The organism is Bradyrhizobium sp., assembly GCF_027451485.1.
In the GTDB taxonomy this organism is placed as follows: domain Bacteria; phylum Pseudomonadota; class Alphaproteobacteria; order Rhizobiales; family Xanthobacteraceae; genus Bradyrhizobium.
In genome coordinates this window covers 61,248-75,999 of sequence record NZ_DAIDJE010000046.1, presented here as the reverse complement: position 1 = coordinate 75,999, position 14,752 = coordinate 61,248, and the positions used below count along the sequence as shown (strand labels likewise).

Genomic DNA, 14,752 nt, shown 5'->3' with positions numbered 1-14,752 from the left:
GTCGATATGACAGCCTATTTCAGGACCTGGTCGCCGGTGCACCCGGCTCTGGAACGGCTAAACTTGTTTGCCCTGCATGGCACCGAGGAACTCGGCGCCAGGATCGCAGGAATTCTTGGCTGCGATCTTGCTGCGCTCGAAGAGCGCAGTTTCGAGGATGGCGAGCATAAGTCCCGTCCACTTGGCGCTGTAGCAGGGCGTGACGTGTACATCGTGCATAGCCTGTATGGCGGCCCGGACGGAAGTCCCAACGACAAGCTCTGCCGGTTGCTGTTCTTCATCAGCGCCCTGAAGGATGCGGGCGCAAGCCGGGTGACGGCGGTCACGCCCTATCTTTGCTATGCCCGGAAAGATCGCCGGACCAAGGCGCAGGATCCCGTCACCATCCGCTATCTCGCGACTTTGTTCGAGGCGGCCGGGGTCGACGGCATCGTTACGCTGGAAGTTCACAACGAGGCAGCATTTGAAAACGCATTCCGCTGTCCCTCCGTGGCGCTGAGCGCGGCCCCGCTCTTGATCGGTAAGATCATGGACATCGCGAAAGGCCGGGATATTTGTGTGGTGTCACCGGACCTCGGCGGCGGCAAGCGGGCTGACGTGCTGCGGGAAGCGTTGGAAAAGGCCGCCGGCCGTCGGATCGGCACGGCGTTCGTTGAAAAGCACCGCAGTTCGGGTGTCGTGTCGGGCGACCTGTTTGCAGGTGATGTCGCAAATTCGGTTTGCGTTGTCTTTGACGATCTGGTCAGCACCGGGGGCACCCTGGTGCGCGCGGCAAAGGCGGCGCGCGCTCATGGAGCCGGAGAAGTTATTGCCTGCGTGGCTCACGCTCTCTTTATGCCCGGTTCGGAGGGCGCGCTGACGGATACCTCCATCGATCGCATCATTGCAACCGACAGCGTGCCGCCGTTCAGGCTTCCGCCTGGACCGGTCCGCGCCAAGCTCGAGGTCATTTCCGCGGCGCCCCTTCTTGCACAGACCATCCGTCGTTTGCATCAAGCGGAGCCGCTCGCCGATCTGCTGCCATATCAGGCCTAGAGCTCCGATTTCGAAGCCCGCATATCGCGGCGACCTCTGATGCGAACGTTGGAATCGAAGGAACTCCAGCAACGTATTGAATCTGGTGCGGCTTGGAATCTGAAGTACCGATAACGTGCTGGCGGCAAAATTGATGGGAGCGTCAAACTCGCGGCGCTAGCAGGCGCGTAGCCGTTCAAGCTCCCCGGCGTCCGAGGCTGCGATTGCAAGATATGCGCGTGCGAGGCGTGGCCACTTCTCGGGCGTGCGTGGCTTTGCGTCAAAGAGATGCGCGATGGAGAGCCGGGCGCGCAGCATTGCCCGGCTGATCCGGTAGAACAGGAACAAGCCGGTTGACGGATCGTCGCCAAGCAAGATCGCAAGCCGCCTCCGGAGCAACTCGCCAACCCATCTTCCTCCGAGCCGTTCGCATTCCAGATGCAGGAACGCCAGTTCGTCCAGGGCATCGAGGGCCCGCAGGCTGGCATTGAACTCCAGGCAGTCGATGATCGGATAAGGCGCGCTCAGCCAGATATGTTCAGGCCTGAGATCACCGTGAGCGTCGACGATGAGCCGTCGATGGACACGCTCGTTAAGCACTTTTCGGCATTGGCGCAGAAACCGATGTCGGATCCGGGAAATCCGCTCTATCGTCCCGCGATTCAGGCTGAAGGACGGATCAAGCAGCACGCGGTGATCGAGGGCGGAGGCACGCTGGAGCGATAGCAGATAGCTTTCCGGATGGAGCATGATGCGCGGGGCATGGCGATAGAAGTGATGTAACTTATCCGCAAGCGTCTGAGCTTGAGTTGGCGAGACCTTGCGGGCCCTGAGCAATTGCTCAAGTGTCTGGCCTTCATCGAGCCGGCGCATCACGACCAGCCAATCGGCAATCGGTCCGCCGCCTCCGATCTCGTAACCGCCTGCGGCCGTGGTCAGAGGCAGCACGCCGAGATAGACGCCCGCTGCCAACCTTCCGTTAAGTGAGACCTCCGCCCGACAGGCGGCGGCGCGGCGCTCAAGGGTCGAAAAATCAAGGTAGGGGAATCTTACGGGCTTCTTGAGCTTGTAGACGCGATCGCCGGCCATGAAGACCCACGACATGTGCGTCTCTCGCACGGTAACCGTATCAGGCGCAGAATCGTAGTGCTGGGCACCGCTGAGCCAATCGACTTTGCGGGCAACAGCGTTCGCTTCAGCCGCCGCATCGGGATCAAAGGTGCTGGCTTTCCGGTCGAGCATGCCAACCTATCGTCCATCGCTCCCAGTCGCGGCTTGATACGGATCAAGGAATTGCCCCCGGGGGTCCATAGGATCGAAAGCCATCGAGAGGCCGCTCGAAATGGTGTTTCACGACCGAACCGACGCCGGCCGACAACTGGCCAGGGCGTTGTTGAAGTACAAGGGTCAGCATCCAGTTATCCTGGCGCTTCCGCGAGGCGGAGTTCCGGTTGCGGCGGAGGTCGCTTCTGTACTCGATGCCCCTCTGGACCTCGTGCTGGTGCGCAAGATCGGAGTGCCGAATCAGCCGGAGCTTGCGATGGGTGCGGTTACTGATGGCAAGGTGCCGGCAGTGGTTCGCAACAATGATATCATTGAACTATGCGGTATCAGCGATCAGAGTTTCGATAGCGTCTGCCGAGAGGAACTTGCTGAAATCGAACGGCGACGCCAGCGCTATATCCGCGATCGGCCAAGAGCCGAAGTGGAAGGAAAGGTCGCGATCATCGTCGACGATGGCATTGCGACCGGAGCAACGACACTGGCCGCTATCAAAGCCGTTCGCAGCCGAAAGCCGAGGGAACTGGTACTTGCAGTGCCCGTGGCGCCATTTGATTCCATCAGGAGGCTGCATTCAGAGGTGGACGCAATCGTCTGTCTGGACACACCTCGTGACCTCGGCGCGATCGGCTACTTTTACGAAGATTTTTGTCAGGTCGATGACGAAAAGGTCATCGCTACGTTGAAGCGATTTCCGGCGGACAGGCCGGTGAATACGCCGGACAGTGCTTCTTAGCGCAAAGGCGGACCTAATCGATGGATCCCTTCCAGGGCGCTTTGCTGACTGATCTTTACCAGCTGACCATGATCCAGGCTTACCTGGAGTCAGGCCAGACTGATACGGCGGTCTTTGAGTTCTTTGTTCGCAAGCTGCCGCCGAAGCGCTCATTTCTCATGGCTGCAGGGCTCGAACAGGCGCTGGATTTTTTGGACGCCTTGCGCTTCTCGCAGGAGGAACTCGACTGGCTTGAGAAGACGGGCCGCTTTAACGCGCGTCTGATCGACTATCTCGCCAATTTCCGCTTTAGCGGCGAGGTTCACGCGATGCCGGAGGGCACGCTGTTCTTCCAGCATGAACCCATTTTGCGGGTGACTGCCCCCTTGCCTCAGGCCCAGTTGGTCGAGACCCGCCTCATCAATATCCTGCATTACCAGTCGCTGATCGCCTCGAAGGCCGCCCGCATGGTCCTGCTCGCGCAGGGAAAATTATTGGTCGATTTCGGCTTACGACGTGCGCATGGATCCGATGCCGGGTTGATGGCAGCCCGCGCCGCCTACATCGCCGGTTTCGCAGGGACCGCAACCCTCCTCGCGCAGAAGGTCTTCGGTATCCCGACCTACGGCACGATGGCCCACTCGTTTATCCAATCCTTCGATAATGAAGCGGCGGCTTTCGAGGCCTTTGCCCGCACCAGGCCTCAGAACCTGACGCTGTTGATCGATACCTACGACACCGAAGCTGCTGCCAGAACGGTGGTTGCGCTCGCGCCGCGATTGAAGGAACTGGGAATCGACATACAAGCGGTCAGGATTGATAGCGGCGACCTTACGGCGCTGTCGAAGATGGTACGCGCCATCCTCGATGCAGGCGGTCTGACGAAAACCGGAGTTTTTGTGAGCGGCGGGATCGACGAGGAACTGCTCACCGCGTTTGAGCGGGAAGGTGCGCCGATCGACGGCATCGGCATCGGTACAAGTCTCGTCACGTCGTCCGACGCGCCTGCGTTCGACTGTGCGTACAAATTGCAGGAATACGCCGGCCTGCCACGTCGCAAGCGCTCGACGGGAAAGGCGACCTGGCCCGGCCGCAAGCAGGTTTGGCGCCGTTATGACGGAGAAGGGCGCATGATGTCAGATACTTTGTCGATCGAGGACGACCCTCACGAGGGCGAAGCCCTGATCCGCTGCGTCATGGCAGGCGGCCGTCGCATCGGCCGGCAGCCCACCCTTGACGACATCAGGGTGCACGCCCGCCGCGAACTTGCGCGGCGGCCCAAAGGAGAGATCAACTCACCCGTACCCTATCCGGTGCAGGTTTCGGCATCTCTGGAGCAACTGGCGGCCGCAGTGGACCGCAGGACAGGGCAGATGGAGGGACCATCCTTCTGATCTGTATCAAGGCGAATCCAGGCGGTGCCTCTAGTCTGACCAAGACGGAGGTGCATCGATGCCGGTTCAGAACGCCGAAATCGCTCAGATGTTCGACCAGACCGCCGAACTTCTCGAAATCAAGGGTGATAATCCGTTTCGTTCCCGGGCCTATCGCAACGCGGCCCGTGTGATCGAGCGGTTGCCGAAGAGTATCGGCACCCTTTTGAAGGCGGGCGAGGACCTTTCCGAATTGCCGGGCATCGGCAAGGATCTCGCCGGAAAGATTGCCGCAATTATCGCGACACGTCACTTTGACGTGCTGGACAAGCTGAAACGCGAATTGCCCGGCGATCTCGGTGAGATTGCCGCGTTACCGGGCCTCGGGCCGAAACGCGTCAAGCTGCTTTATGACAAGTTGCGGGTTCGCTCGCTTGAAGACCTGCGCCGCGTGGTCAAATCGGGACGCCTGCGCGAGTTGCGTGGATTTGGCGCCAAGAGCGAGCAGAAGCTTGCGGCCGCGCTCGGCAAGCCCCAGGCCGAAAAGCGCTTCAAATTGTCCGAAGCCGAGGCCGAAGCGGAAGCGTTGCTCAGCCATCTGCGTTCCAGTGCGAGTGGGGGGCAGGTGATCGTCGCAGGCAGCTACCGCCGCCGACGCGATACGGTCGGCGACCTTGATGTGTTGATGGTCGCACCCCACGGAGCTGCAGCGGGCAACAGGCTGGCCAAATACGAGAATGTCGCCGACGTACTCGCCCATGGTCCGACGCGGACCACGGTCAGGCTTCGCTCGGGGCTGCACGTCGACCTGCGCGTGGTGCCGAAAGCGAGCTATGGGGCAGCCCTGATGTATTTCACGGGTTCAAAGTCGCACAACATCGCGCTGCGCGCTCTGGCGAACGATCACGCCTGGAAACTCAACGAATATGGCTTGTTTGCCGGCCAGCGACGGCTAGCCGGCGCCAGCGAAGAGGAGATTTACCGCAAGCTCGGACTTGAATTTATTCCGCCCGAGATGCGCGAGGATCGCGGGGAGATCAAGCTCGCCCGGACCGGACGATTGCCGAGGCTGATCACGCTCGCTGATATTCGCGGTGACCTGCACGTTCATTCAAACTGGAGCGACGGCAGGGCCGAGATCGCCGAGATGGCTGCTGCGGCGAAGGCGAGGGGGTATGTCTACATGGCGCTCACCGATCACAGTCGGCATGTCACGATTGCTCACGGATTGGACGCAGAACGGTTAGGGCGTCAGCTCGATCAGGTCGATCGGTTGAACGACAGGCTTGATGGCTTCACGGTGCTCAAGGGTGCGGAAGTCGACATTCTCGCCGATGGCAGCCTCGACCTTCCCGACAGGGTTCTGTCCCGTCTCGATCTGGTCGTCGCCGCGGTTCATTATAAATTCGACCTTACCCGCAAGGCACAGACCGAGCGCGTCATCAATGCCATGGATAATCGTCACGTCTCGATTATCGCACATCCGACCGGACGATTGATCGGCGAGCGGGATGCTTACGATATCGATATGGAGGCGGTGATCGCGGCCGCCGGCGAACGCGGCTGCCATCTCGAGCTCAATGCCGATCCGGATCGGCTTGATTTGAACGACATGCAGGTCCATGCGGCCAAGGAAGCGGGAGTGAAAATCGCGATCTCGACGGATGCGCATTCAACCGGCGGGATGGACAACATTCGGTTCGGGATCGATCAGGCGCGCCGCGGCTGGCTCGAAGCCGATGACGTCATCAATACGCTACCACTCGCACGACTAAAGAAACTGCTGAAGCGGTAGTCTTGAGGTGTTTGATCCAGCCTGGGCGCTAGAGGCCGGTCGACTTCGCAAGATATCGATCGAACCATCGAGAGGCATGATCAATCACGACATCCATTGCTCCCGCTTCGGGAAAAAGATGCGTCGCGCCCTCGACAATCTCGAGCGCCTTTGGCCCGTGCAGCCGGGCCAATGCCGCTTCGTTCAGTTCAATGACTGCCTCGTCGGCGCCGCCGACGATGAGAAGGGTCGGCGCGCGGACCAGCGGAAGCGTGTCGCCGGCGAGATCCGGGCGACCGCCGCGTGAGACGACTGCGCCGATCCGCGCCGGCAACCGGGCGGCGGCGACCAGCGCTGCCGCGGCACCTGTGCTGGCGCCGAACAGGCCGAGGGGAAGTTTGGCGATCATCTGTTCCTGGCCCCCGAGCCACTGCACGACATCGACGAGACGCTCCGCAAGCAGGGAAATGTCGAACACCTTGGCTCGATCGGCTTCTTCCCATGGGGTCAAAAGGTCAAACAGCAGGGTAGCGAAACGTCGATCATTCAAAGCCTGCGCCACAGCCGTATTGCGAGGGCTGAAGCGGCTTGAGCCGCTGCCATGGGCGAAGACGACGAGCCCTGCCGTCCCCATCGGCACGGTCAAAATACCCGCAAGGCCGACAGGAGGGATTGCGACATTGCGGGAAGTCACGGAACTCGAGGGAAGAATTCCGTACCTGCTCATGTGGCGCCGCGCCTCATGGCTCTGAGCGACGCCGGCAAATGGTTCAGCACCTTCTCGAACTCACCGGGGTCGAGCTTTTCCCAGAGTATTTCGAACACGGCGCGCGCGGTCGTTAGGGCGCTGACCGGAAAGTCCTTCGGAAGCTCTGATGCGACATGGTCGCCAAAATCTTCGAGATGACGCTCCCGCGTCGGTGTTCCCGCTGCGTGCCAGCCTTCGTAGTAGAAGCCGCGCACCAGGATCGGCAGTTGGGCGCCAAGTTTGATCGCGACTTCCGGAGGAAGTCGATCCCGCAATGCGTGCAGGACAGCCCGAAGCGCGTTGTAGGCCTGTTGACGACTATCGAGCGCCAATTCGTCCTCAACGCCCTTCAGCCAGACGTTGGTCTGTTGCACGGTGTGATCCAGAACGGTGACCCCTGTCGTATTCATGACGGCTCCATCGCGTTGGGAAACAAAGCCAAGCAGGATCGGAAGCAAACCGGCTTGATGTGGATCAAACGGAGTGAGCGGAGTGTTCTGCCGCGTGCGCAAAGTGGCGTCTCAAAAAAGCCGATACCGAAGACGCCGGGATGCATGGCGGAAGCCCGACATGGCAGTGCGGAAGAGACGCGGTCAGATTCTGCTAGGCTCGAACGGTTCGACGAAAATGCCTTCCGGATGGCAGCCCCGCTCGGGGTGTTCTCACGTCGAGATCAATCGTCGTTCCCTATGATGAAGGAAGGTTCGCTCCTGCATGCTGCAACAGCGCCAGCAGCCCCTTAAGGAGCTGCGTCGGAGAAGGGGGACAGCCGGGGATATGAAGATCGACCGGGATCACCTGCGAGACGCCCCCGAGACAGGCATAGCTTCCGGCGAATAGACCGCCATCGCGCGCGCAGCCGCCAACGGCAACAACCCATTTCGGGTCTGGAGCCGCGTTATAGGCGCGATTGAGGGCCTCACGCATGTTCTTCGTCACAGGGCCGGTAACCAGGAGGACGTCGGCATGGCGCGGAGATGCCACGAAGCGGAAGCCGAAGCGTTCGATGTCATAGAACGCATTGTTCAGGGCATGGATTTCCAATTCGCACCCGTTGCAGGAGCCCGCGTCGACCTGACGGATCGCGAGTGAGCGCCCAAGCCGCGTCCGGGCGGCATGATCGACGCTGCATGCGAGCTCGGCGAGCGCGGCTTCGTCCGGCTCTGGAGTAGCTTCGGTGAGCGGCCCCCGGACAATGCTTTGCAAAAGAGTCCTGCGCATCTTTTGCCTCTTACAGATCGTGCCCCGAATAGGAGCAGTTGAAGGATTTGTTACAGAGGGGGAAGTCGGCGATGATATTGCCTTCAATGGCCGCTTCGACCAGCGGCCACTGGAACCATGACGCATCGCGGAGATGACAGCGCGCTATCCGGCGATCTTCGTCAAGCCGGACCCAGACCAGCACGTCGCCGCGAAAAGCTTCCACCAGCGCCAGTCCCTCGGCCGGTTCGCCGCTTGAGGGGAGCGCGGCCCGGATGGCGCCGGCGGGAAGCTGAGCGAGGATTTGCCGGATCAGCTGCACGCTCTGCTCGACTTCCCTGATTCGAATCCACACGCGGGCATTGACGTCGCCCTCCTGGAGCGTCGGCACTTCGAAAGAAAGATCGCGATAGGGTGCGTAGCCAGGAGAGCGGCGGGCATCCAATGGACGGCCGGACGCGCGGCCGACGTAACCGCCGGCCCCGAACAGGCGCGCATAGGCCGGCTTCACCACGCCGGTTCCGACCGTACGGTCCTGGAGCGAGGCCGTCTTGTCGTAGAGTTCGATCAGGCGCGGAAATGCCCGGTCGATTTCGGCGAGCAGGCCCGTGACGGCTGCATGCCCATCAACGGCGAGGTCGCGCGCCAAGCCGCCGGGCAAGATGAGATCCATCATCAACCGATGGCCGAAACAGGTCTCCGCCACGCGCAGGCATCGCTCGCGCAAAATTCCGGTTTGTGCATGCATCAATGCGAACGATGCGTCGTTGCAGATCGCTCCGATATCGCCGAAATGGTTGCCGAGCCGCTCCAACTCGGCCGCCAATGCACGCAGATAGACGGCGCGGGCCGGTACCTCGATCTGCAGCGCCGATTCGACCGCTGAAACGAATGCGTAGGAGTAGGCGACGGCGCTGTCTCCCGATGTGCGGCACGCGAGCCGCGCGGCGCCGTCCAGCGTCGCGCCGCTCATCAGGGCTTCGATACCCTTGTGAACGTAGCCGAGCCGTCCTTCCAGCCGCACCACGAATTCGCCATTGGCGGCGAAACGGAAATGGCCGGGCTCGATGATGCCGGCGTGGACAGGGCCGACGGCGACCTGATGCAGACCCTCGCCTTCGCTTGGCAGGAAGCGATAGGGGATGGCTTGCTTCGGGCGTCCGCCTTTGCCGAGCGGATGGGCGCAATCCCACCGCTGATGATCGAGCCAGGGCCGGTCGTCGGGGGTGCCGGCAGCCTCCAGCCCGAAAAGATCGCTGATCGCGCGCTCCAAACGCCGCGCCGGGGCATGCCGCGCGCCGACGCTCGGAAAAGTGCCGCCGCGGCACTCCAGGCTGATAACGGCGATCGCATCGCCTTCGGGGCAGGCGAGTGCCATGTGGACGACGTCGGCATCGCCCCATAGACCAAGCAGCACGATCTCGTTGGCGACAAGGCGGTCAATCGCCTTCTGCCAGCCGTCGGCATCGACGACCACGCGCGGCCAGGGTCGATGAGAGGTAACGGCGGAACTGCAGGGAATGCCGTCAAGCAACGCCATGACTCACCCCAGAAGATTGGCTACGTTCTGGAAGCCGCTCACGAATGTCGGCGGCAGATAGATGCCCGCGGCAAGCACGATAGCCAGATGCACGAACATCGGCACATAGGAAGCCTCAGTCGGTGCGGTCGGCCCTCGCGGATCACCAAACAGGACGGTATTCAACCGGAGAAACAGCCCGCCCAGGGCGATCAGAATTCCGATACCGAGAAGGATGGCGAGCCAGGGAGCGCGGGCGAAGGTCGAACTCACCACCAGGAACTCGCTCATGAAAATGCCGAGCGGCGGCAGGCCGGCGATTGCGACGACCCCCAGCGCCAGCCCCCAGCCAAGCACCGGATTGCTGACGGTAAGACCGCCAAGATCGGCAAGTTTCTGTGTACCTTTGACCTGAGCGATGTGCCCGACGGCGAAGAAGATTGCCGACTTGGTCAGCGAATGCATCGTCATGTGCAACAGACCGGCGAAGTTGGCGAGCGGGCCGCCCATGCCGAACGCAAAGACGATAATGCCCATATGCTCGATCGAGGAATAGGCGAACATCCGCTTGATGTCGCGCCGCCTGTACAGCATCAGCGCGGCGAATATCACGGAGATCAGGCCCATGATCACCATCAGCGGCCCGGGCGCAATCGCGCCCGTGTTTACGGCCAGAAGGAGCTTGAAGCGAAGCAGCGCGTAAAGGGCGACATTGAGCAGGAGACCGGACAGAACCGCCGAGATCGGGGTCGGTCCTTCCGCGTGGGCATCGGGAAGCCAGGCATGCAAGGGCGCAAGCCCGACCTTGGTGCCATAGCCAAGTAACAGGAACACAAACGCGACATTAAGCAGCGCGGGATCGAACTGCGAGGCGCGCGTGATGAGGACGGTCCACACCATTGCGTCCAACCCTTCCCCGACGACCGGCCGTGCAGCCATATAGACCAGGATGGTGCCGAACAGCGCGAGCGCAATGCCGACGCTGCCGAGGATGAAATATTTCCAGGCGGCTTCGAGCGCCTCATGCGTGCGGTACATTCCGACCATCAATACGGTCGTCAGCGTGGCGAGCTCGATTGCGACCCACATCAGCCCGATATTGTTTGCGACGAGAGCAAGGTTCATCGCAAACATCAGCACCTGGTACATCGCGTGGTAGAAGCGGATGAGGATCGGCGTGAGCCGGCCAATCGCGATCTCGTGACCGATATAGCTGGCGCTGAACAAGCTCGTTGTGAAACCGATGAGCGTGGTCAGTGCGATGAATACCCGGTTCAAGTCATCGAGAAGAAGATACTGCCCGGAGCTTGGTTCGACTGCAAACAACGACAGCGCCGTGGCGAAGGTCAAGAATGCCGCGAGCACGTTGAGCCGCGCGGTAAGCTTGTAGCTCGGAAACACAGCCAGAACGCCGGCCGCGGCCGCCGGGATCAGCAGGATGGCTTCGAGCGCGTCCAGTCTCATCGCCGTTCTCCCCGAAAGCGATCGAGCGCCTGAAGGTCAACCGTGTCGAACCGTTCACGGATCCGGAACAGGAATATTCCGATGACGATGAATGCGATCAGCACCGAGAAAGCGATGCTGATTTCGACGACCAGAGGCATGCCTTTCGCGGCAGTCGCCGCCAGAACCAGACCGTTTTCCAGCGACATGAAACCGACGACCTGGCTCACTGCATTGCGCCGCGTCACCATGACCAGAAGTCCCAGCAAGACAACGGAAAGCGAAAACGCGAGGTCCTCGCGCGCCAACGGATCGGCACCGGGCGTGATTCGAAGCATCAGCACCATTGCAAGTGCGACGAGCCCGATGCCGGTGAGCATGGTCAGGCCGAAGCCGACGGCGGTTTCGACTTCCCGGTGAATGCCAAGTCGAACGATGATCCGGTGCAGGGCGAGCGGGATAATGATGGCCTTGAAGCCCAGCGCGATAAGCGCCGTGATGTACAGATGCGGCGCCTGCTGAACGAAGGCCTGCCAGGCGACCGACAGAGCGAGGACTCCGGCGTGCAGGGCGTAGGTGTTCAGAAGTGCATAAAGCCGATCCTGATAAAGCATCATGAAGCTGATCAGCACCAGAGACCCGGCGAGCAGATGCGCGATATCGAATTCCAGCCGGCCCATCGTCAGAGGCTCCCCGATACAAATCGCAACAGCGTCGCGAGCAGGGCCAGCATCAGCGCGATTCCGAGGAATTCCGGCACGCGAAACACCCGCATTTTCGCGATCGATGTCTCGAATACCGCGAGCAGTAGTCCACCCAGGGCAAGCTTGGCAGCATACGCGGCTGCGCCGACAGCGAGCGCCGTCAGACCGGCACCGGGCGGGGCTTCGCCCCAGGAAAAGAACAAGCAGGAGATGAGGGAAATATAGAGCAGGAGCTTCAGTTCGGAGCAGAGATCGATCAGCGCGAGATGGCGGCCCGAATATTCCAGCACCATGGCTTCGTGGACCATCGTCAGCTCTAGATGGGTTGCGGGATTGTCGATCGGAATGCGGGCGTTCTCCGCCAGCGCGACCATGATCAACGCAAACAAGCCAAGGCCAAGCGACACACGCAAGCCGACAGCGGGCGAACTCATGAATTCCGAGATCGTCGAAAGCTGCGTCGATCCGGCAATCATTGCGACCGCAAACACGGTGATCAGCATTGCCGGTTCGGCGAACGAGGCGATCATCACTTCGCGGCTCGAGCCGATTCCGCCGAAGCTTGTGCCGACATCCATGCCTGCGAGCGCCAAAAAGAACCGCACGCTGCCGAGCAGCGCCGTGATCGCGATGAGGTCAGCCGTCCAGGAGAACAACAGGCCTGTGCCGAAGGTCGGCACCAGCGACGCAGCGACCCAGCTTCCGGCAAAGATGACGTAGGGCGTGACGCGAAACAGCCAGGAGGCGTTCTCCGCCAGCACGACATCCTTGCGCAGCAAGCGGACGAGATCGCGATAGGGCTGTAGCAGAGGCGCTCCGCGCCGACGAAGCAGGCGGGCTTTGATCTTGCGGACGAAACCCGTGAGCAGCGGCGCCAGGGCCAACACCAGCGCCATCTGCGCACCCTGCAGCAGCAGACCGTACACGAGGTTCATAGCGCAAGCACCAGAAGCAGGAGTACGAGAGCGATGAAAACGAGACTGAGATAGCGGCGAATGGTCTGGAATTGCAGGACGTTGATTCGTTCGGTAACTGTCGCTATGCCGTCGGCGAGCGGTGCGTATAAAAAGTCCCAGATCAGGTCGCGCTGTCGGACAGTCAATCGCGCAATGCTCAACGCGCCCGGCGGAGGCATTTCGCCGATCTCCCGCGCTGCGAACACGACGCTGCCGAAGGCGCGGCGGATCGGCTGCGAGAAGCTCGAAGCGGTGTACTGAATGGCAGGATTGGAGTCAGGAAAACCGCAATCCCAGGCCGGTGCGCGCCGCAGCCGATCGGACGCAAGGCGATGTATCGCAAGCGCTGCAAGCGAGCCGGACAGCGTCACGAAGGCGAGCACGAGCAAGCCGTTATACGAGCTGCGGCTTTCGGCTATCGGCACGATCGTAAGCCAGGCCAGATCGGCCTGATGCGGCATGCTGTGACCGACCATCGCGGTGGTGACGGGGGCCAGGGAATCGATCAGCAGCCCGGGCAGAATGCCGGCGACCAGACACAGGACGGCGAGCGCGCCCATGGCGGCAAGCGATAGCGCGTCGGTTTCTTTCGCCGCAGCGGCTTCGGGCGTTCTGGGACGCCCCAGGAAGCTCACCCCGAAGGCCTTGACGAAAGACGCCGCTGCAAGAGCCGCGGCCAGCGCCAACAGGCCGCCGACCGCCGGGATCAACAATTTGAGTGCCCAGGATGGCAGTTGAGGACTGAGCAGGATGGCCTGAAACGTCAGCCATTCCGAGACGAAGCCGTTGAAGGGTGGCAGAGCGGAAATCGCCGCACAGCCGACCAGCACCGCGGCCGCGGTTTTCGGCATGCGATGAATGAGACCGCCAAGCTTTTCCATGTCGCGTTCGCCGGTCGCATTCAGCACCGCTCCTGCGCCGAAGAACAACAGGCTCTTGAAAAGCAAATGATTGACGACATGCAAGAGTGCCGCCGTGAAGGCGAGCGCCGCGATCCAATCCAGTCCCTGGGCCTTGAAGGCGAGCGCAAGCCCGAGACCCGAAAAGATGATGCCGATATTCTCGATGGTGCTGTAGGCGAGGAGGCGCTTTAAATCCCGCTGCATGAGCGCATAGAGTACGCCCAGCGTTGCGGTCGGTCCGGCGACCGCCAGCACGGTCACGCTCCACCACCACGCCGGCGGTCCGAGCAGGTCGAACACGATGCGGATGAACGCGTAGACCGCAACCTTGGTCATCACGCCGCTCATCAGCGCCGAGACATGGCTTGGCGCTGCCGGATGCGCCAGCGGCAGCCAGACATGAAGCGGTACAAGGCCGGCTTTGGATCCGGTACCGATCAGGGCAAGCAAAAGGACAATTGCCGCCAGCCCGTTCGGCAGGTGGATGGCACGGATGCTGTCGAAATCGTAGTGGCCGCTGCTGCCGGCAAGGAAACCGAAGGCGAGCAGCAGCGCCAGGGTGCCGAAGCTCGCCATCAAAAGATAGATGTAACCGGCGCGGACATTTTCCTGTTCGCGGTGATGGGCAACGACAAGCGCCCAGGACGACAGCGACATGAACTCCCAGGCGACGAGAAAACTGAAGGCGTCGCCCGCGATCACCACCAGGTTCATGCCGGCAAGAAAGGCCGGGTAGAAGGGCAATATGCGCCCGGGAGCGTGTTCGTGGCGTCCGTAGCCGAGGGCGAACAGGCTCGCGGCCACGCCTCCGAAATTGATTGCGGCGAGAAAGAATGCCGCGAGCGCGTCGATACGAAAATGCGCCCCCAGCCACGGCAATCCGATTGGAAGCACCAGCGCAACGGCTGCACGCGATCGACTGAGCAGTTGGACGGTGCCCATGCTGCATAGGGCTGCCGATGCCACGAGGCTCGCGCCGTAAATGATGTTGGATGCTCGGGCATATTTGGACAGCGCTATCGAAGCCGGCGCTAGCGCCAGAAGAACGGCGACTGCATAAAGTGCCCCGACCATCATCACCGCTTTCGCATCCCCTGCGCCGAAAGCATGCCCGTCTCTCTAG

Annotated in this window: 13 protein-coding genes; 4 read left to right on the top strand and 9 right to left on the bottom strand. The window is 61.5% G+C overall.

The genetic code is table 11. From position 1 onward, the window contains the following. Positions 1–6: 6 nt before the first annotated feature. Positions 7–1,035 (top strand): ribose-phosphate diphosphokinase, encoded by a 1,029-nt coding sequence (locus NEZ08_RS06940; protein ID WP_298105668.1) that lies wholly within the window; start codon positions 7–9, stop codon positions 1,033–1,035. A gap of 156 nt (positions 1,036–1,191) precedes the next feature. On the opposite strand, the gene NEZ08_RS06935 is transcribed toward NEZ08_RS06940, so the two are convergent. Then, the gene (locus tag NEZ08_RS06935) at positions 1,192–2,256 is read right to left on the bottom strand and encodes a hypothetical protein (RefSeq protein ID WP_298105666.1); all 1,065 of its coding nucleotides are present in this window, start codon (positions 2,254–2,256) and stop codon (positions 1,192–1,194) included. A gap of 100 nt (positions 2,257–2,356) precedes the next feature. On the opposite strand from NEZ08_RS06935, the gene NEZ08_RS06930 reads away from it, so the two are divergent. Genes NEZ08_RS06930 through polX form a run of 3 tightly spaced genes read left to right on the top strand, consistent with a single transcriptional unit; the run spans position 2,357 to position 6,178 of the window. Next, positions 2,357–3,031: a phosphoribosyltransferase gene (locus NEZ08_RS06930; protein WP_298105664.1), complete on the top strand. Its 675-nt coding sequence runs from the start codon at positions 2,357–2,359 to the stop codon at positions 3,029–3,031. A gap of 20 nt (positions 3,032–3,051) precedes the next feature. Further along, positions 3,052–4,404: a nicotinate phosphoribosyltransferase gene (locus tag NEZ08_RS06925; protein ID WP_298105662.1), complete on the top strand. Its 1,353-nt coding sequence runs from the start codon at positions 3,052–3,054 to the stop codon at positions 4,402–4,404. A gap of 58 nt (positions 4,405–4,462) precedes the next feature. Continuing rightward, on the top strand, positions 4,463–6,178 hold the full coding sequence (gene polX / locus NEZ08_RS06920; RefSeq protein ID WP_298105660.1) for a DNA polymerase/3'-5' exonuclease PolX: 1,716 nt from the start codon (positions 4,463–4,465) through the stop codon (positions 6,176–6,178). A 28-nt stretch (positions 6,179–6,206) separates the two neighbouring features. On the opposite strand, the gene NEZ08_RS06915 is transcribed toward polX, so the two are convergent. The 8 genes from NEZ08_RS06915 to hyfB all read right to left on the bottom strand — a co-directional run bounded on the left by NEZ08_RS06915 (position 6,207) and on the right by hyfB (position 14,703). Continuing rightward, positions 6,207–6,884 (bottom strand): alpha/beta hydrolase, encoded by a 678-nt coding sequence (locus NEZ08_RS06915; protein WP_298105657.1) that lies wholly within the window; start codon positions 6,882–6,884, stop codon positions 6,207–6,209. After that, entirely contained in the window at positions 6,881–7,315 is a 435-nt protein-coding gene (locus NEZ08_RS06910) for a DUF2267 domain-containing protein (protein ID WP_298105654.1), read from the bottom strand. Before NEZ08_RS06910 ends, NEZ08_RS06915 begins: the two co-directional genes overlap by 4 nt. A 277-nt stretch (positions 7,316–7,592) precedes the next feature. Further along, positions 7,593–8,126 (bottom strand): NADH-quinone oxidoreductase subunit B family protein, encoded by a 534-nt coding sequence (locus NEZ08_RS06905; protein WP_298105651.1) that lies wholly within the window; start codon positions 8,124–8,126, stop codon positions 7,593–7,595. A 10-nt stretch (positions 8,127–8,136) separates the two neighbouring features. Then, the gene (locus NEZ08_RS06900) at positions 8,137–9,645 is read right to left on the bottom strand and encodes an NADH-quinone oxidoreductase subunit C (RefSeq protein WP_298105648.1); all 1,509 of its coding nucleotides are present in this window, start codon (positions 9,643–9,645) and stop codon (positions 8,137–8,139) included. 3 nt (positions 9,646–9,648) lie between these two features. Beyond that, on the bottom strand, positions 9,649–11,088 hold the full coding sequence (locus NEZ08_RS06895; protein WP_298105646.1) for a hydrogenase 4 subunit F: 1,440 nt from the start codon (positions 11,086–11,088) through the stop codon (positions 9,649–9,651). After that, positions 11,085–11,747 (bottom strand): hydrogenase-4 component E, encoded by a 663-nt coding sequence (locus tag NEZ08_RS06890; RefSeq protein WP_298105644.1) that lies wholly within the window; start codon positions 11,745–11,747, stop codon positions 11,085–11,087. Before NEZ08_RS06890 ends, NEZ08_RS06895 begins: the two co-directional genes overlap by 4 nt. Before the next feature lie 2 nt (positions 11,748–11,749). Beyond that, positions 11,750–12,706, bottom strand: coding sequence for an NADH-quinone oxidoreductase subunit H (locus NEZ08_RS06885; RefSeq protein ID WP_298105641.1), 957 nt, complete (start codon positions 12,704–12,706; stop codon positions 11,750–11,752). After that, positions 12,703–14,703: a hydrogenase 4 subunit B gene (gene hyfB, locus NEZ08_RS06880; protein ID WP_298105751.1), complete on the bottom strand. Its 2,001-nt coding sequence runs from the start codon at positions 14,701–14,703 to the stop codon at positions 12,703–12,705. Before hyfB ends, NEZ08_RS06885 begins: the two co-directional genes overlap by 4 nt. Positions 14,704–14,752 lie beyond the last annotated feature (49 nt).